General features: G+C 72.6%; 10 protein-coding genes. 5 read left to right on the top strand and 5 right to left on the bottom strand.

The window, feature by feature from the left end; all coding sequences use genetic code 11:
- The first annotated feature begins 49 nt into the window (after positions 1-49).
- Positions 50-1,885 (top strand): monovalent cation:proton antiporter-2 (CPA2) family protein, encoded by a 1,836-nt coding sequence (locus tag CEK66_RS03175; RefSeq protein WP_043093693.1) that lies wholly within the window; start codon positions 50-52, stop codon positions 1,883-1,885.
- 467 nt (positions 1,886-2,352) lie between these two features.
- On the opposite strand, the gene zwf is transcribed toward CEK66_RS03175, so the two are convergent.
- Both zwf and CEK66_RS03165 read right to left on the bottom strand, forming a co-directional pair.
- Positions 2,353-4,137, bottom strand: a complete 1,785-nt coding sequence (zwf, locus tag CEK66_RS03170) for a glucose-6-phosphate dehydrogenase (RefSeq protein ID WP_193312557.1) — start codon at positions 4,135-4,137, stop codon at positions 2,353-2,355.
- A complete protein-coding gene (locus CEK66_RS03165) occupies positions 4,134-5,924 on the bottom strand; it encodes a glycoside hydrolase family 15 protein (RefSeq protein ID WP_193312556.1) in 1,791 nt (596 codons plus the stop codon). The genes zwf and CEK66_RS03165 overlap by 4 nt, the downstream gene beginning before the upstream one ends.
- A gap of 121 nt (positions 5,925-6,045) precedes the next feature.
- Here CEK66_RS03165 and CEK66_RS03160 point away from each other — a divergent pair, with 121 nt between their 5' ends.
- Positions 6,046-6,756 carry a response regulator transcription factor gene (locus CEK66_RS03160; RefSeq protein ID WP_017908633.1) on the top strand — a complete coding sequence of 237 codons (711 nt, stop codon included), beginning with the start codon at positions 6,046-6,048 and terminating at the stop codon, positions 6,754-6,756.
- Positions 6,757-6,805: 49 nt separating this feature from the next.
- Here the strand turns inward: CEK66_RS03160 and CEK66_RS03155 are convergent, their stop codons facing one another.
- A complete protein-coding gene (locus tag CEK66_RS03155) occupies positions 6,806-8,164 on the bottom strand; it encodes a HAMP domain-containing sensor histidine kinase (protein WP_152235925.1) in 1,359 nt (452 codons plus the stop codon).
- 213 nt (positions 8,165-8,377) lie between these two features.
- On the opposite strand from CEK66_RS03155, the gene CEK66_RS03150 reads away from it, so the two are divergent.
- Positions 8,378-10,723 (top strand): YadA-like family protein, encoded by a 2,346-nt coding sequence (locus CEK66_RS03150; protein WP_152235924.1) that lies wholly within the window; start codon positions 8,378-8,380, stop codon positions 10,721-10,723.
- 63 nt (positions 10,724-10,786) lie between these two features.
- Positions 10,787-12,673 (top strand): S8 family serine peptidase, encoded by a 1,887-nt coding sequence (locus CEK66_RS03145; RefSeq protein WP_152235923.1) that lies wholly within the window; start codon positions 10,787-10,789, stop codon positions 12,671-12,673.
- Positions 12,674-12,974: 301 nt separating this feature from the next.
- Here CEK66_RS03145 and CEK66_RS03140 read toward each other — a convergent pair whose 3' ends face one another.
- Together CEK66_RS03140 and CEK66_RS03135 are read right to left on the bottom strand one after the other, a co-directional pair.
- Complete coding sequence (locus CEK66_RS03140) at positions 12,975-16,292, bottom strand: ankyrin repeat domain-containing protein (RefSeq protein WP_152235922.1); 3,318 nt, start codon at positions 16,290-16,292, stop codon at positions 12,975-12,977.
- Complete coding sequence (locus CEK66_RS03135; protein ID WP_017909431.1) at positions 16,285-16,545, bottom strand: YcgL domain-containing protein; 261 nt, start codon at positions 16,543-16,545, stop codon at positions 16,285-16,287. Before CEK66_RS03135 ends, CEK66_RS03140 begins: the two co-directional genes overlap by 8 nt.
- Positions 16,546-16,762: 217 nt before the next feature.
- On the opposite strand from CEK66_RS03135, the gene CEK66_RS03130 reads away from it, so the two are divergent.
- Complete coding sequence (locus tag CEK66_RS03130; RefSeq protein WP_152181495.1) at positions 16,763-17,962, top strand: beta-ketoacyl-[acyl-carrier-protein] synthase family protein; 1,200 nt, start codon at positions 16,763-16,765, stop codon at positions 17,960-17,962.
- The last annotated feature ends 5 nt before the right edge of the window (positions 17,963-17,967 follow it).

The raw sequence follows: 17,967 nt of genomic DNA, 5'->3' as shown, positions 1-17,967 counted from the left end.
AGCACCCGGTCGCATTGGCGGCCGCATAATGCGGCGATGGAGACGACTCGTGCATAGCGGCGGCCTGGAACTGGCGCTCGTGCTGCTGCTGGCCGCGGTGATCGCGGTGCCGGTGTTCAAGCGCCTGGGCCTGGGCGCGGTGCTGGCCTACCTGGCTGCGGGTGTGGTGCTGGGGCCGGACGGGCTGGGCTTCGTGCAGGACACCGAGCGCATCCTCAACGCCGCCGAGATCGGCGTGGTGATGCTGCTGTTCCTGATCGGCCTGGAACTGTCGCCGGCGCGCTTGAAGGTGATGCGACATGCGGTGTTCGGTGCCGGCAGCGCCCAGGTCGCGCTGACCGCGCTGCCGTTGGGCGCGCTGGCGCTGTGCATGGGCCTGAACTGGAAGAGCGCGCTGGTGATCGGCCTGGCGCTGGCGCTGTCCTCCACCGCGGTGGGCCTGCAACTGCTGGCCGAGCGCAAGGCGCTCAACAGCGACTACGGCCGGCTCGGCTTCGCCATCCTGCTGTTCCAGGACCTGATCGCGATCCCGCTGCTGGCCGCGGTGCCGCTGCTCGGCGGCGCCAAGAACGACACCCTGACCTGGACGGAAGTGGGCCAGGCGCTGGGCGCGCTGGCGCTGGTGGTGCTGTGCGGGCGCTTCGTGCTGCGCCACCTGTTCCGCACCGTGGCGCGCACGCGCATGCCCGAGGTGTTCACCGCCAGCGCGCTGCTGGTGGTGCTGGGCAACGCCTGGTTCCTGCAGAAGGCCGGGCTCAGCCCCAGCCTGGGAGCGTTCCTGGCCGGCGTGCTGCTGGCCGATTCGGAGTTCCGCCACGAACTGGAGGCACAGATCGAGCCGTTCCAGGGCCTGCTGCTGGGCGTGTTCTTCATCGCCGTGGGCATGGGCATCGACCTGGACCGCATCGTCGCCGAGCCGTGGCTGATCGCCGGCGCCGTGGCCACGCTGTTGCTGGTCAAGTTCGCGCTGCTGGCCGGCATCGGCCGCGTGCTGCGCCTGCCCTGGCGCAGTGCGCTGCTGCTGGGCAGCCTGCTGTGGCTGGGCGGCGAGTTCGCCTTCGTGGTGTTCACCGAGGCGCAGCGCGTGCGCCTGCTCGACGACGCCACCCACGACCGCCTGGTCGCGGTGGTCGGCGTGTCGATGGCGCTGACGCCGCTGCTGCTGATCGGCATGCAGCGCCTGCTCGGCGGCAGCGAGGCCGGCAAGGGCAAACAGCCACCGCCGGCGGCGCAGTACGACACGGTGGATGCGCAGCGCGCGCAGGTGCTGATCGCCGGCATGGGCCGCTTCGGCCAGATCGTGGCGCGCCTGCTGACTGCGCAGCGCATCCCGTTCGTGGCGCTGGAACACAATCCGGACACGGTGGAGGACCTGCGCCGCTTCGGCAACCAGCTCTACTACGGCGACCCCAGCCGCCCGGACCTGCTGCGCGCGGCCGGCAGCGACGGCATCCGCATCTTCGTGGTGGCGATGGACGACCCGGAAACCAACATCAAGACCACGCGGCTGATCCGCCGGCTCTACCCCACCGCCAAGGTGCTGGCGCGCGCACGCAACCGCCAGCACGCCTGGCGACTGATGGACCTGGGTGCGGAGCCGTTCCGCGAAGTGTTCGCCTCCAGCCTGGAACTGAGCGAGCAGGTGCTGCTCGGCCTGGGCCTGGATGCGGCGACCGCGCGCGACCGCATCGCCCGTTTCCGCGAGCACGACACGCAACTGCTGCGCGCCCAGCACCTGGTCTACGACGACGATGCGGCGGTGGTGCAGACCGCGCGTGCGGCGCGCGCCGACCTGACCAAGCTGTTCGAGGCCGACGTCAACGATCCGACGGCGGGGCCGGCGGATGCGACGGGCGCAACAGGCGCGGGACAGCATCGCAGTTGATGCGGGTGGCTTGGCCGCGCGGCCAACCGTGTCCCAGGCATGCGCTGCGTATGTGCGCTCGTCGCTGCCGACAACCGCGGTCACGGTGGGTACGCCGTTGTCACGCGCGACAGATAGCGATGGGGACGCCGACGATTGGCCGAGGCACGTGCCCACTGCGTGGTGCGCGTGTAGTCGAGCGTGGTCGCGTCGGGGCTGAAGCCCCTCCCACACTGACGGTCGACAGCGTCCGTGGCGGTGACGCCTTTGCTGGCTGCGACGACAGGGGCGGTGGGCTCCCACGGCATGCCGGCTCGCCAACGCCAATGCTCGGCAAGCGCGCTGTGTCCGCACGCCGCCAGTCCTTCCATTGTGGGAGGGGCTTCAGCCCCGACTGCAGGATCCAGCCGCCGTCGCTGCGCCGCTCCTGCTGGCATGGAGGCATCTCCCCGAGCACCGGCGCTCACGCCGGCGCCCGGGGCATGGCTTCAGTCCTTGCGTGACGAACGCTTCGCTGCGGTGCCGCTGGTCGCGCGCTTGACGGTTTTCTTCGCGACTTTCTTCGCGACCTTCTTGGCCGCCTGCGTCTTCACCGCCGCCGGGGCAGGCTTGCGCTTGGTCGACTTGCCTGGCTTCGCCGAAGCCGAGGCATTGCCCGCCTTGGCCCCACCACGCTTCGGCGCCGGCGTCACCGGCCGGGTTTCGCTGGTGGTGGTGGACTCCGGCGGACGACGCGGCGGCGGGCGACGCCCGGCGGTCAGGGTGCGCCAGGTGTGGCCGCCGTTGAGCGCCAGCAGCGCATCGGCCGCGGCCGGGCCGGCGCTGCCGGCCGGGTACTGCGGGGTCTCGTCGGCCGAGGTTTGCCACGCGTCGAGGATCGGCTGCACGATGCGCCAGGCCGCCTCGACCATGGTCGCGTCCTGGAACAGCCCGGCCTCGCCGTGCATGCAGTCCTGCAGCAGGCGCTCGTAGCCCACCGTGTATTCCTTGGGGAACCAGTCGCGGTAGCGGAAGTCCATGCGCACCGGCGCCAGGCTGACACGCGCGCCCGGGCGCTTGACGTCGAACTGCAGCGAGATGCCTTCGTCTGGCTGGATGTGCAGCACCAGCCAGTCCGGGCCGTAGCCGCCGATCTCGGCGCTGCGCAGCGGCGCCAGCGGCGCCGGCTTGAAGCGGATCGCGATCTCGGTGGTGCGCTCGCGCAGGCGCTTGCCGGTGCGCAGGTAGAACGGCACGCCGGCCCAGCGCCAGGTGTCGACCTGCAGCTTCATCGCCACATAGGTCTCGGTGTTGGAATCCGGCGGCACCGTGTCTTCCTCGCGGTAGCCCGGCACGGCGTTGCGACCGATCGCGCCGGCCGCGTACTGGCCGCGGACCACGTCGGCCGGACTCAGCGGCCGCACCGCCTCGATCACCTCGGCACGCCGGCGCAGCATCGCCGCCGGGGTGAAGGCCGCCGGCGGTTCCATCGCGATCATCGCCAGCAACTGGAACAGGTGGTTGGGCACCATGTCGCGCAGGCAGCCGGTGGGGTCGTAGAAGCCGCCGCGGCCCTCCACGCCGATGGTCTCGGCCGCGGTGATCTGCACGTGGTCGATACGGTCGCGGTTCCACACCGGCTCGAACAGGCCGTTGGCGAAGCGGAAGGCGAGGATGTTCTGCACCGTTTCCTTGCCGAGGAAATGGTCGATGCGGAACACCTGGTCCTCGTCCAGCACGCGGCCGACGATGGCGTTGAGCTCGCGCGCGCTCTGCAGGTCGTGGCCGAACGGCTTCTCCACGATCACCCGGCGCCAGCCGCTGCTGGCGCCCTGCTTGACCAGCCCGGCCGACCCCAGCTGTTCGATCACCGGCGCGAAGAAGCGCGCCGCGGTGGCCAGGTAGAACAGCACGTTGCCGCCGGTGCGGTACTGCGCGCCGATCTTCTCCAGCAGCGTGCCCAGGCTGCGATAGGTGCCGGCATCGTTGAAGTCGCCGCGCAGGTAGTGCAGGCGCGAACGCAGCCAGCCCCACACCTCCTCGTCCAGGCCATCGGCCTTGAACTCTGCGTCGCGGTCGGCCATCAGCCCGCGCATCGCATCGCCGAGCATGCGCCGCCACGCCACTTCGCTGACCGCGCCGTGGTCCACGCCGATCACCGCGAATTCCTCGGGCAGCGCACCGCTGTGGCGCAGGTTGTACAGCGCCGGCAGCACCAGGCGCCGGGTCAGGTCGCCGCGGGCGCCGAACACCACGATCAGGCAGGGAGGAGTGGTCTGGGAGGCATCGCTCATGGATGGGTGTCCTGTTCGCCGATCAAGCCATGCAGGCGCAGCGCCGCGTGGACCAGGGCCACGTGCGAATAGCCCTGCGGGAAATTGCCGAGCATGCGGCCGCTGCGCGGGTCGTACTCCTCGGCCAGCAGGCCGACGTCGTTGCACAGCGCGAGCAGGCGCTCGAACAGCGCGCGCGCCTGCTCGCCGCGGCCGAGCAGCGTGTAGTTCTCCACCAGCCAGAAACTGCAGGCGATGAAGGTGCCCTCGCCGGCCGGCAGGCCGTCGCCGCTGGCGTCGTCGGCGCGGTAGCGCTCGACCAGGCCGTCGATGCTCAGGTGTTCGGCGATGGCGTCGGCGGTGGCGGCCACGCGCGGGTCGTCCGGCGGCAGGAAGCCGACCAGCGGGATCAGCAGGGTCGCCGCGTCCAGCCGTTCGCTGCCGTAGCTCTGCACGAAGTAGCCATCGCGGTGCACGCCCTGCGCCAGCACCTGCGCATGGATCTCGTCGGCCAGCGCGCGCCAGTGCGCGCGTTGCGCCGCGTCGGCATCGGTGACGCCGTCGCGCGCGCCGCAGTCGAACGCCAGCCACGCCATCACCTTGGAATGCACGAAGTGCTGGCGCTTGTCACGGATCTCCCAGATGCCCTCGTCCGGCTCGCGCCAGCGCTGCTCCAGCACCTCCAGCAACTGCCGCGCCAGCGAGCGGCCATGCACCGCCGAGGCCATGCCCTCGTGGTGGCCGCGATGGAACGCGGCGATCACCTCGCCATAGACGTCGAGCTGGAACTGGCCGACCGCGGCATTGCCCACGCGCACCGGCGAGGCGCCCTCGTAGCCGGGCAGCCAGTCCACCGTCCATTCGGACATGCGCCGCTCGCCGCCGATGCCGTACAGCGCCTGCAACTGGTCCGGCGAGCCGGCCACGGTGCGCTGCAGCCAGCCATGGAACGCGGCAGCCTCGGCGAAATAGCCGGCCGCGCGCAATGCGGTCAGGGTGAACACCGCATCGCGCAGCCAGCAGAAGCGGTAGTCCCAGTTGCGCTCGCCGCCCAGACGTTCGGGCAGCGAGGTGGTCGGTGCGGCGACGATGGCGCCGGTGGGCAGGTAACTCAGGCCCTTCAGCACCACCAGCGAGCGCCGCACCGCCTCGGTCCACGGGCCGACATGCAGGCAGCGGTGCGACCAGCCGTGCCAGAACGCCTCGGTCTGCGCCAGCGCCTGCTCCGGCGCTAGCAACGGCGGCAGCTCCAGGTGCGAGGCGCCGTGGCTGAGCACGAACCAGGTGCTTTCGCCGGCCTCCAGCACGAACTCGGCTTCGGTGGCGAAGCCGTGGCCGTGCATGGCCTGCGGGCTGCGCAGCGCGATCTGGTCCGGCCCGGCCACCGCCTGCAGGCCGCCCTCGATCTGCGACACCCAGGGAATGGTACGGCCGTAGTTGAAGCGCAGCTGCAGCTGCATGCGCAGCGGCACCCGGCCGTGCAGGCCGCGCACGATCCGCACCACGTGGTTGTGCATCACCTCGTCGTGGCTGGCGACCATGAAATCGAGCAGCGCCACCGCGCCGGTGTCGGTCTCGAACCGCGTCTCCAGCACCAGGCTACCGTCGCGGTAGGCACGGGTGCTGGTGAAGTCGCCCTGCGGCGCGATCGCCCAGCGGCCGTGGTCGGGTTCGCCGAGCAGGGCGGCGAACAAGGCATCGGAATCGAAGCGCGGCAGACACAGCCAGTCGATCGAGCCGCGACGGTCCACCAGAGCCGCGCTGCGGCAGTTGCCGAGCATGGCGTAGTCTTCGATTCGCGAGGCCATCGTGGGCGCCGGTGCGGAGGAGCGGCGAGTCTGCCAGCGCCGGTGTTTGCGTCGCGTAATCGCCGCGCGGCGCCGTTCAGGCGCGCGCAAGCGGCCGGCTGCGGCTACACTGCGGCTGCGCATGACTTCCGATCCCGCTGCCGCCGCCCTGCGCACTCTGGTCCTGGAGGACGATCCGATACTGCGCGATCGCATCCTGGTGCCGGGCCTGCGCCGTTTCGGCTTCGCCGCCGACGGCTGCGGCACCGGCGCGGAACTGCAGCAGCGGGTGCAGCGCGAGGGCGCCGAGATCGTGGTGCTGGATGTCGGCCTGCCCGATACCGACGGCTTCACCCTGGCCGGCGCGCTGCGCCTGCAATACCCGGACCTGGGCATCGTCATGCTGACCAGCCTGGGCCAGACCGAGGACCGCATCCGCGGCCTGACCGGCGGCGCCGACGCCTATCTGTCCAAGCCGGTGGAAATCGACCTGCTGGCCGCGACCCTGCACAGCCTGGCGCGGCGCGTGAGCGGGCGCCCGCCTGCGGCGCCGGCGCGCGGGCGCTGGCAGGTGAGCGAAGACGGCTGGTGCCTGCTGTCGCCGTCCGGCGCCGCCGCCGCGCTGACCGGCAGCGAACGCCGGCTGTGCCTGCGTCTGCTCGAGCAACCGGGCCTGCTGGTGGCGCGCGAGGCCTTGATCGCCGCGCTCACCGACCGCGTGTACGACTTCGACGCGCACCGCCTGGATTCGATGGTGCACCGCCTGCGCAGCAAGGTGCAGCGCCGCTGCGGCGAGCCGCTGCCGCTGGCCGCGGTGCACGGCAAGGGCTACATCTTCGATCCCGCCGGCTGACGCGCACCGCGCGCGCGGCGCCGCGGCGCACAGGCCTTCCGGGCAGGCGCTACATCGCCACCGCATCGGCGTGCGGCAGCACGATGCGGAAGCGCGTGCCCACGCCCACCGTGCTGTGCACCTGGATCCGGCCGCCGGCGCGCACCACCAGGTCGCGCACCACCGCCAGGCCCAGGCCGGTGCCGCTGTCGGCGGGCTTGGTGCTGTAGAACGGCTCGAACACCTGCGCGGCCACCTCCGCCGGCATGCCGTGGCCGTCGTCGGCGACCTCGATGACGGTGCCCTCGTCCTCGCTGGACACGGCGATGTCGAAATGGCCGCGGTCGGCGATCGCGTCGCGGCTGTTGGAGGCCAGGTTCAGCAGCATCAGGTCGAACTGGCTGCGCTCGAAACGGATCGGCGCCGGCGCCGCCGGCAGCGCGCAGCGCAGCACGATCCGCGCTTCCAGCAACTGCCGCAGCATCGGCTGCAAGGCCTCCACCGCGGCCGCGGCGTCGAAGCGTTCGACATGCTCGGCGTCGCGGCGGCTGAAGCGCAGCAGCCGGCGCACGATGGTCATGCCGCGCTCGGCCGATGCCTCCACCGCCGCCAGGCTGTCCTCCAGCTGCGCGATGCGCTGCGCGTCGCTGGTCAGGTCGTCGTCGTGGCGCGCGGCGGCGAAGCCGGACATCACCGCCAGGATGTTGTTGAAGTCGTGGGCCAGGCCGCTGGCCATGCGCTCGGTGATCTCGCGTTTCTGCGCGTGGATCAGCTGGGTCTGTGCGCGTTCGCGTTCCTGCATCTCCTGCTGCAGGCGCTGGCCGCGCGCGTTGGATTCGCGCAGGCTCTCGCGCAGCGCCTCGGTGGTGCGGTCCAGCAGCAGCGTCACCAGCAGGTAACTGAACAGCACCGGCAGCACGTTGAACAGCGCCTGCGCCGGCGCGCCGGCCAGTTCGGCCAAGGCATCGCGCCCCACGCCGACGCCGAGCATCAGCAGCAAGGCGACGAAGGTGACCCACAGCGCACGGCGCCCCAGCACCAACCCGGCCAGGATCAGCACCAGCATCTGCGCCAGTTGATCCGGCAACTGCCGCTGAAAGCCGTGGATGGCGGCGTTGACCAGCAACGAGCCGAGCATCGCCCCGAGCAGCAGCCGCACGCCGCCGCGCAGGGCGCCATGGCGCACGCGCACGAAGCCGATCGCCGCGCACACCCCGATCAGCAGACTCATGGTCAACGAAATCAGCATGCCCGGCGGCAGCGGCTGCCCGCGCAGCTCCGGCCAGGCCAGCACCACCGCCACCACGATCGTGGCGGGAATGGTCACCGCCAGGAACAGCAGCAGCAACTGGATCACCAGCGCATTGCGCCGATCCACCTCGTCCACCAGCGGCGCGCGGCCCAGCCAGTTCCAGAACGCCTTCGCCATGCCGCCGTGCTCCATTCCCGTTCAGTGAGAATCCGATGATGATCATGCGAGAACTTGCAGGTGACAAGCCGGTGACGGCGGGCCTAAGTTCGCATGACGGAACACGCCCGGGGACGACGGCGCTGCTTCCAGACCACTCCAGACCGATGCGGAGGCGCACACGCGCCGCCGACGTCACCTTCTGCCCTGCCGTTTTTTCAGCCCGAGATCGCCATGAACGCATGCTCTTCCCTGCGCGGCACCGCCGCCCGTCATCCGATTCCCCGCGCGTACAGCACCCTGGCCCTGGCCTGCGCGCTGTGCCTGACTTCGACGGCGATGGCGCAGACGCCCACCCCCAGCACCGCGACGACCGCCAGCACCCAACCCGCCACCGGCACCGACGCTACGGCCAGCGACGCCAGCGCCACGCCGGCCGCGACCACCTACGACCCCAGCGTCTACTTCAAGGCCACCGGCAGCGCCGACAGCAACGCCGGCGCCGACGCCGACGGCGACGAAGCGCTGGCCGCCGGCGAGGCCGCCTCGGCGGTCGGCACCGGCACCATCGCGCTCGGCGGCGGTGCGGTCGGCTACGCCAACCACGCGGTGGCGGTGGGCCACAACAGCCTGGCCACCGAGGTCTCCACCACCGCCGTCGGCGGCATGCTCGACCTGGATTTCTCCTACCAGCCCAACGGCGTGGTGATCCTGCAGCAGACGTCGGCCACCGGCGTGGCCGCCACCGCGCTGGGCGCCGGCGCCCAGGCCAGCGGCAAGTACAACGTGGCGGCCGGCGCCGGCGCGATCGCCAGCGACCGCTCCAGCGTCGCCGTCGGCGGCATCGTCGACGTGGGCGAGGAGATGAGTCCGGGCTTCGGCGCCGAAGGCACCCAAATGCAGGCCACGCAGGCCACCGGCCCGCTGTCCACCGCGCTGGGCGGCGGCGCGCTGGCCACGGCCTACAGTTCCACCGCGGTCGGCGCCCTGGCCGAAGCCAGCGCCAACCGCACCGTCGCCGTCGGCACCACCGCGGTGGCCAACCAGTACGCCGCCGTGGCGGTGGGCGCGCAGAGCCAGGCCACCGCCGAGTGGGCCACCGCCTTCGGCAACGGCGCACGCGCCTGGGGCACCCACAGCGTGGCCATGGGCCCCAGCGCGTTCGTCCAGAACGACGACGGCACCGCGGTCGGCCCGGCCGCGTTCGCCGGCGGCGTCGGCTCCACCGCGCTCGGCAACCGCTCCTGGGCCGGCGGCACCCGCAGTCTGGCCCTGGGCGGGGGCATGGTGTGGAACGGCAACTTCTTCCTCGATACGCCGGTGCTGTTCTACGACAGCATCGCCATCGGCACCAAGTCCGATGTGTTCGGCGACCAGTCGATCGCGATCGGCCCCGGCGCGCGGGTCGGCAACTCGCAGTTCGTCAACGACAAGCAGACCATCACCAACAACAGCGTGGCGCTGGGCGCCGGTTCGGTCGCCGAACGCGACAACACCGTGTCCATCGGCGCAGCGGGCGCCGAGCGCCAGCTCACCAACCTGGCCGCCGGCACCATGGACACCGACGCGGTCAACCTGGCGCAGCTGCGCAACGTCGCCGCCGCGTTCGGCGCCGGCAGCGTGGTCGACGCCAACGGCAACCTGATCGGCGGCAATTACCTGGTGCAGGGCACGCACTACACCGACCTGGGCTCGGCGATGGGCGCGCTCGACACCGCCCTGACCGGCTTCGGCAACCGCCTGAACACGATCGGCGGTTCCGGCGGCATCAGCGTGGGAGGCGGCGACGGTGCGGCGAGCGCGCCGAGCACCGGCGCCGGCACCAATGCCGTGGCCGTGGGTTCCGGGGCCACCGCCAACGGCAACAACGGCCTGGCGATGGGCGCGCAGGCGCTGGCCTATGGCCCCAACGACACCGCCATCGGCGGCAACGCCACGGTCAATGCCGACGGCAGCACCGCGGTCGGCGCCAACGCCCGTGTCGCCGCGGTGGCGACCAACGCGGTCGCGCTCGGCGAGAGCGCCAATGCCTCGGCCGCCTCGGCCACCGCGCTCGGCCAGGGCGCCTCGGCCAGCGCCGCCAATTCGGTGGCGCTGGGCCAGGGCTCGGTCGCCAACCGCGCCAACACGGTCTCGGTGGGCAGCGCCGGCAACGAACGCCAGGTCGCCAACGTCGCCGCCGGCAGCGCCGACACCGACGCGGTCAATGTGGCGCAGATGCGTGCCGGCAACAGCGCCACCCTGAGCAGCGCCAACGCCTACACCAACACCCGCATCACCGCGCTGGACGACAGCTTCAACCAGTTGCGCACCGACACCGAGCATCGCCTCGACGGCATGGACCGGCGCATGGACCGGCTCGGCGCGATGAGCGCGGCGATGCTCAACATGGCGGTCAACGCCGCCGGTACGCAGAGCCCGCGCGGGCGCGTGTCGGTCGGCGCCGGCTTCCAGGGCGGGCAGCAGGCACTGTCGGTCGGCTATGCCCGCAAGATCGGCGCGCGCGCCTCGTTCAGCCTGGGCGGCGCCTTCAGCAGCGGCGAGTCCTCGGCCGGCATCGGCGTGGGCATCGATCTGTGACGTCACGCGGCGCCGCGCGCGCCGCCGTTTTCTTCTTCTCACCTCTCTTTCCAGGATCCGCAGATGATGTCTTCCAATACGCTCGCCGCTGCCCTCGCCGCCGTCCTGTTCGCCGGTGGCGCGCAGGCGGCCTCCCCCACCATCGGCCTGGGCGGTGTGCAAGGTCCGGTGCCGCAATCGGCCAGCGCCAACGACCTGGGCCAGCGCTTCATCGTCAAGACCCGTGACGGCGGCAGCCAGGCGCGCAGCCTGCTGGCCACCACCCTCAGCAGCGCAGTGGCGCGCAGCGGCATGCAGCGCGCGCAGATCGGCAGCAACGGCCTGAAGCTGCGCAGCGCCGTCAGCGCCAAGGTGCTGCGCGACATGGCGGTGCCGGGCTGGCATGTGGTGCAGACCTCGCGCCACCTCAGCGACAGCGAGCGCACCGCCTTCATCAACGAGCTGAAGGCCGATCCGTCGGTGGTGTCGGTGCAGGTCGATCGGCTGTACCGGCGCCTGGACGAGGCCAGCGTGCGCCTGCCGGCCGCCATCGCGGCCGCCGCCTCCACCACCCCCAACGATCCGGCCTACGCCAAGCTGCAGTGGAACTTCCACGACCCGGTCGGCGGGGTCAACGCCGAGCAGGGCTGGACCCGCTCCACCGGCAAGGGCGTGGTGGTGGCGGTGGTCGATACCGGCGTGGTCAAGGACAACCCGGATCTGGCCGCCAACGTGCTGCCCGGCTACGACATGATCACCGACCACCGCGTCTCGCGCCGCGACACGGACGGTCGCGTGGCCGGCGGCTACGACCTGGGCGACTGGGTGGAAGCCGACTACTGCACCGCGCTGGGCGCGTCCGGCAATGCGCCGGCGCCGAGTTCGTGGCACGGCAGCCATGTCTCCGGCACCATCGCCCAGGTCACCAACAACAACCTGGCCACGGCCGGGCTGGCCTACGATGCCAAGATCGTACCGGTGCGCGTGCTCGGCTCCTGCGGCGGCTTCGGCAGCGACATCGCCGACGGCATGCTGTGGGCCGCGGGCCTGCCGGTGGCCGGCCTGCCGACCAACCCGAACCCGGCCGAGGTGATCAACATGAGCCTGGGCAGCGGCGCGCCGGACACCTGCCCGCAGATCTACCAGGACGCGATCGACCAGATCAACGCCAAGGGCACGATCATCGTGGTCGCCGCCGGCAACTCCAACGCCAATGCCTCCACCTACACCATGTCCTCCTGCAACGGCGTGATCAGCGTCGGCGCTTCGCGGGTGAACGGCGGCCGCGCCAGCTACTCCAACTACGGCACGCGCGTGGACATCGCCGCGCCGGGCGGCGGCGGCGACGTCGACGGCAACCCGAACGGCTACATCTTCCAGGTGATCAACGGCGGCACCCAGAGCCCGACCGGCGACTGGCAGATCGGCGGCATGGCCGGCACCTCGATGGCCTCCCCGCACGTGGCCGCGGCGGTGGCGATGGTGCAGAGCGTGGCCAAGACGCCCTTCAGCTGGACCGGCATGCGCGACCTGCTGCGCGCCAGCGCGCGGCCGTTCCCGGTGGCGATCCCCACCAGCACGCCGATCGGCGCCGGCATCCTGGACGTGGACATGCTGCTGCAGATGGCCACCACCCCGCCGTGCGATCCGTCCGACAGCAGCTGCGTGCCGCCGACCAAGACCCTGGTCAACAAGGTGGAGATGCGCGGCATCGGCAGCCAGGGCGGCGACGCGCTGTACAGCTTCCAGGCCGCGGCCGGCACGGTGGTCAGCTTCATGACCTTCGGCGGCACCGGCAACGTGGCGATGTACGTGTCTGCGGGCAAGACGCCGACCAGCAGCAGCTACGACGCGCGTTCCACCCGTGCCGGCACCACCCAGGCGGTGCGCCTCACCCCGTCCAGCGCCACGACCTACTACGTGCGCCTGAGCGGCAGCTACAGCGGCCTGACCCTGGTCGGGCGGCAGTAACGCCCGATCGCGCGGTGGCGCCGTTCGCCGCCGCGCAACGTGCGCGGGAGGAAGACCTCCCGCAGCGGTTCCGAAAGCAGCGACGTGCCTACCATGACGCAGTTCGCCCGCCTTCCGGCGGGCATTTTTTTGCTGGATGGTGCACGGCGGTGCGGCGCGAGACCGCAAGCCCCTCTCCCACCGGGAGAGGGGTTGGGGTGAGGGTGCGGCACGAGGCGCGGTGCAATGGGCCAGGCGAGGCGGCGCCCGACCCTCATCCGGCCCTCCGGGCCACCTTCTCCCGGTGGGAGAAGGAAGAGCGCTAGCGGCTTTCGCGCAGGAACCGCGCCATCGACGACACTCCCGGCAGCGCCGGCTGGAACTGCCCGGCGACGTCGACGAAGCCGCGCATCACCGCGATCTCGCGCGGGGTGCGGTTCAAGGTATCGCGCAGTTCCGGATCGGCACCGGCGCGCAGCAGGCGCTGCACCAGCAGCGGCAGGCCGTGCAGCGCGGCCAGGTGCAGCGGACCGAAGCCGCGCGGATCCTGCACCTCCAGGCTGACCTCCTCGTCGAGCAGGCGCTCGACGCCGGCCAGCACCACCGGCTCCTCGCAGGCCGTGCCCGGTTCGGCGCGCGCGCCCAGCAGCAACAGTAGCGGCGTGACCCCGCCGGCGGAACCGCGGTCGGCCTCGGCGCCGGCCAGCAGCAGCGTGTCCAGCAGGGCCAGCAGGCGCGACTTGTCGCGCGCGGTGAAGCCGTACAGCGCGGCGCAGTGCAGCGGGGCCAGTTGCTGGGCGTCGCCGGCATGCACGTCGGCACCGGCGGCCAGCAGCCGCGCGGCGATGTCCGGCAGACCCAGCGCGCAGGCCAGCATCAGCACGGTGACCCCGCCCGGCAGGCGGTGTTCGATCTGCGCGCCGGCCTGCAGCAATGCCGCGACGATCTCGGTCTGGCGCATGCTCACCGCCGCCGACAGCGGCGTGGCGCCGCTGGCCGCGGCGTGCTGCAGATCGGCGCCGCGCGACAGCAACAGTTTCACCGCCTCGGCATGGCCGCCGCCGGCGGCGCGCAGCAACGCGGTGCAGCCCTGCGCGTCCACCGCATCCACCGGCAGGCCGAGGTCGATCAGGCGGCGGATCGCCTCGGCGTCGCCGACCATCGCCGCGGCCGGCACGTCGGCCTCGCGCAGCGGACGCCGCGGCAGCGGCCAGGTGCGCCAGTCCAGCCAGTCGGCCAGGTCGCGGCGGCCGCTGGCCAGGGCCACGCCGAGCGGGGTCTGGCCGTCGGCGGCGCGCGCGTCCGGCGAGGCGCCCTGCTGGATCAGCAGTTTCAGCGAGGCCTCGCGGCCCAGCGCGGCGGCCAGGTGCAGCGCGGTCATGCCGTGGCTGTCGCGCGCCTCGCGGTCGGCGCCGCGCTCGAGCAACTGCAGCTGCAGCCGCAGCCAGCCCAGCCGCACCGCCAGCGACAGCGGCGGATCGCCGGCCGGCGACGGCGCGAACGGATCGGCGCCGCGCTCCAGCAGTTCCAGGGCGAACTGTTCCAGCGCGCGCGACGCGTGATCGTGCTGCGCGCAGGCGGCGAGCAGGCGGGTCAGGCCGCCGCGGCCGGCCGGCGACACGCCGTGGCGCAGCATCGCCTGCAGGCTGGGCACCGCCTCCACGCCGCGCGAGAGCAGCGCGAACATCGGGGTGTCGCCGCAGGCATCGAGCACCTCCGGCTCGGCGCCATGCGCCAGCAGCCAGTCCACCGCCTGCGCGTTCAACGCCAGCGGCGGCTCGTGCAGCAGCGCGCCCAGTTCCTCCGCCGCGCACAGCCGCGCCAGCGCGGCCAGGCCGTCGCGCGGCTGGCCCAGTTGCAGGCCTTCGCGCAGCAGTTCCAGCGGCGGCCGGTCGGGCAATCCGGCCGGGCCGGTCTCGCCCTGACCGTCGCTGACCGCGGCCGGCAGCGGATAGTCCGGGTCCAGCGCGGACACGATCGCCCAGCGCCCGGCCTCGGCGGCCAGGTCGACGGCACGGCGGCCGCTCTGGTCCGGCTGCGCCGGCGCCACGCCCAGCTCCAGCAGGCGCCGGATCAGCCCAGGGGCGACGTGGTCGGCAGTGCAGGCCAGCAGGATCGCGTTGCGGCCATCGCCATCGACCGCAACCAGGTCCGGCTTGTGCGGCAGCAGCCGTTCCAGCACCGCCACGCGGCCGTGGCGGGCGGCTTCCAGCCACGGCGTGCGGCCCAGCGCATCGCGCGCTTCCAGGTTGGCGCCGGCGCCGAGCAGGGCCTGCACGATCTCCACGTGGCCGGCCTGCGCCGCCTCGTGCAGCGCGCTGCGGCGCTGGCGATCGCGCGCGTCGACCCGCGCCTTGTGCTTGAGCAGCAACTGCACGCCGGCCGGATCGTCTTCCTCGGTGCCGGCCGCGGCCAGCAGCACCGGGCTGGCCTCGGCCGGCTCCGGCTTGGCGCCGCGTTCGAGCAGGAACTTGGCCATGCGCCAGTTGCCGACCTGGCAGGCCACCGCCAGCGGGGTCAGGCCGTCGCGGTTGGCCGCGTCCAGTTCGGCGGCGGCGTCGCGCAGCAGCGCGGCCACGCCCGGGTCGGAGCTGCGTGCGGCGTGATGCAGCGGGGTGTTGCCGTCGCCGTCGCTGGCGCGCGGGTCGGCGCCGTTGGCGAGCAGGGTCATCACCGCCTCCGGGCGGCCATGCCAGCTGTCGCGGGTGGCGGCCAGCAGCGGGGTCATGCCCAGGTGCGGACGATTGACGTCGACCCCGCGCACGATCAGTTCGCGCAACAGTCGCAGGTCCGGCAGCACCGCGGCCAGCACCGGCAGGCTGCGCTGGTCGCGCCACTCGGCGGCGGGCAGCGCATGCGGATCGGCGCCGGCCTGCAGCAGTTGCAAGGCGCGATCGACGCGACCACCGCGGGCGGCGTCGTACAGCGCCGCATGCAGTTCGTCCTGCGCCGGCGGCGGCTCGTCCGCGCGCGGCGCGGCGGTGGCGCTGAGTTCGGCGAACAGGTCGGCCGAGGACACCGGCGGGGTCAGCGTCTGCGGCGGCGCCACCCGTTGCAGGCCGGCATGCAGCAGCGGCGACAGCAGTGCATAGGCCAGCGCCAGCGGCCAGCGTGCGGCCTCGGCGAGCAGTCCCGGCCAGGCCAGCACCACGCCGAGCCCGGCCAGCACCAATACCAGCGCGGCCACCGCCAGCCCGCGCCAGGCCTGCACGTCCTGCTGCGCCAGCGCATGCCAGCGCGCGCCCAGCGGGCCGCCCTCGGCATCGCTGCCGTGCCACAGCGGCCAGGTCCGCCACAGCCCGAGCAGCGCGGCACTGGCGGCCACGCTCAGCGCCAGCGCCGCAGCCAGGCTGCCGCTGTCGTGCAGCGCCGCCAGCGGCCAGGCCACCAGCACCGCGACCAGCGCCATGCCGCCGGCCCACAGCACCAGCAGCGACGCCGCCGCGCCGACCAGATCGCGCGCCGCGCGTGGGCGCGGCCGGCTGCCACGGTGCCAGGACAACGCCAGTGCGAACGCCGGTTGCGCCAGCCATGCGCCCAGGGCGGCGGCCAGCGGGCCGATTCCGGCGGCCAGCGCCAGCACCGCGCCCAGGGCGGCGGCGAGCATCGGCGCACGCGCGCGGAGGAAAGAGTCAGTCATCGTGTCGATCGGTGGTGCCGGGCAGGGACGGCGGCAATTGCAGATGGAAGCCGCAGCCGGCGAGGTTGGCGCGCACCGCGGCCGGATCGGCGCGAGCCAGCGTGCGTTCGGCGGTCAACGCCACCTCGAGCACGAACGCCAGCGGCTGCAGCGACGCCAGCAGCGCCGGCGGCAGACGGCCGAAGTCGTCGCGGGCGGCGAGATACAGATAGGTGTCCGGCTTGCGTTGGCTTTTGTAGACGTAGGCTTGCATGCCCGTGGCGTGCGCCTGGCGTGGAAAGGCAAGCGATTGTGGAGGAAATGCGCCAGCGGCGAAAGCGCACGCCGGCCCTCCGCTGAACGGATCCGGGCGCGGGCGCTATTCACGTTCGCGTCGTGGGTGTTTCACGGCATGACCGAATGCGTCGATATACTGCGGCGATTGTCCTTGTATGGAATACCGCGTGACCGAAGCGTCCTCGTCGCCCCGCATGGCCCCGGTGGCCATTCGCGCCTACACCGCGACCAACGCGCTCGGCAGCGGACTGCAGGCCCAGGCCGCGGCGCTGCGCGAGGGCCGCAGCGGCCTGCGCCGCAACGACTTCGGTCCGCAACCGCTGGAATGCTGGATCGGCCGGGTGGACGCGCTGGAAACCGCCGCGCTGCCGGAGGCCCTGGCCGCGTGGGAATGCCGCAATAACCGCCTGGCCTGGCTCGCCCTGCAACAGGACGGCATGGCCGCGGCCGTGGCCGCCGCGGCGCAACGCCACGGCGCCGAACGGGTGGCGGTGGTGATGGGCACCTCCACCTCCAGCATCGGCGCCAGCGAGGAGGCCTACACCCGGCTCGAGCACGATGCGGAGGGTCCGCGCATGCCCGCCGACCTGGACCGGCCGATCGTGCACACCCCGCATTCGCTCGGCGATTTCGTGCGCGCCGCCACCGGCCTGCGCGGCCCGTGCATCACCGTCGCCACCGCCTGCTCGTCCAGCGCCAAGGTGTTCGCCCAGGCCGCGCGGCTGATCGCCGCCGGCGTGGTCGATGCGGCGCTGGTCGGCGGCGTGGACACGCTGTGCGGCAGCGTGCTGTTCGGCTTCAACTCGCTGCAGGTGGTGTCGCCGGAACCATGCCGGCCGTTCGACGTGCGCCGGGTCGGGCTGTCGCTGGGCGAGGCCGGCGGCTACGCGCTGCTGGAGCGCGCCGATGCCGCCGACGCGCCGCCGGCGCAGGCGCTGCTGTGCGGCTACGGCGAATCCAGCGACGCCCACCACATGTCCGCGCCGCATCCGCAGGGCCTGGGCGCCGGCCTGGCGATGCGCGGTGCGCTGCAGCGCGCCGGCGTGGACGCGGCCGAGGTGGGGTACCTGAACCTGCACGGCACCGCGACCCCGGCCAACGACAGCGTCGAGGCCGCCGCGGTGGCGGCGCTGTTCCCGCCGACCCTGCACGCCAGTTCGACCAAGGCCTGGACCGGGCACACGCTCGGCGCCGCCGGCATCGTCGAGTCGGTGTTCGCGCTGCTGGCGCTGCGCGACGGCCTGTTGCCCGGCACCCTCAACAGCGAACTGCCCGACCCCGCCTGCGGCCCGCAGATCCGCTTCGCCACCGCCCATGCACAGGTCCGCTACGCGATGAACAACTCCTTCGGCTTCGGCGGCAACAACTGCTCGCTGCTGTTCGGCCGCGCATGAGCACG

The sequence above is a fragment of the Xanthomonas sp. LMG 12460 genome (genome assembly GCF_009192895.1).
In the GTDB taxonomy this organism is placed as follows: domain Bacteria; phylum Pseudomonadota; class Gammaproteobacteria; order Xanthomonadales; family Xanthomonadaceae; genus Xanthomonas_A; species Xanthomonas_A sontii.
Note: the sequence above shows the minus strand (reverse complement) of the source record. Positions and strands in the feature narration are given on the sequence as shown.

Bases quoted from the DNA above. Each gene is read 5' to 3' on its own strand.
- CEK66_RS03140 (WP_152235922.1), bottom strand. From the start codon at position 16,292: ATGACTGACTCTTTCCTCCGCGCGCGTGCGCCGATGCTCGCCGCCGCC.
- CEK66_RS03165 (WP_193312556.1), bottom strand. From the start codon at position 5,924: ATGGCCTCGCGAATCGAAGACTACGCCATGCTCGGCAACTGCCGCAGC.
- zwf (WP_193312557.1), bottom strand. From the start codon at position 4,137: ATGAGCGATGCCTCCCAGACCACTCCTCCCTGCCTGATCGTGGTGTTC.
- CEK66_RS03155 (WP_152235925.1), bottom strand. From the start codon at position 8,164: ATGGCGAAGGCGTTCTGGAACTGGCTGGGCCGCGCGCCGCTGGTGGAC.
- CEK66_RS03145 (WP_152235923.1), top strand. From the start codon at position 10,787: ATGATGTCTTCCAATACGCTCGCCGCTGCCCTCGCCGCCGTCCTGTTC.
- CEK66_RS03135 (WP_017909431.1), bottom strand. From the start codon at position 16,545: ATGCAAGCCTACGTCTACAAAAGCCAACGCAAGCCGGACACCTATCTG.
- CEK66_RS03130 (WP_152181495.1), top strand. From the start codon at position 16,763: ATGGCCCCGGTGGCCATTCGCGCCTACACCGCGACCAACGCGCTCGGC.
- CEK66_RS03160 (WP_017908633.1), top strand. From the start codon at position 6,046: ATGACTTCCGATCCCGCTGCCGCCGCCCTGCGCACTCTGGTCCTGGAG.
- CEK66_RS03150 (WP_152235924.1), top strand. From the start codon at position 8,378: ATGAACGCATGCTCTTCCCTGCGCGGCACCGCCGCCCGTCATCCGATT.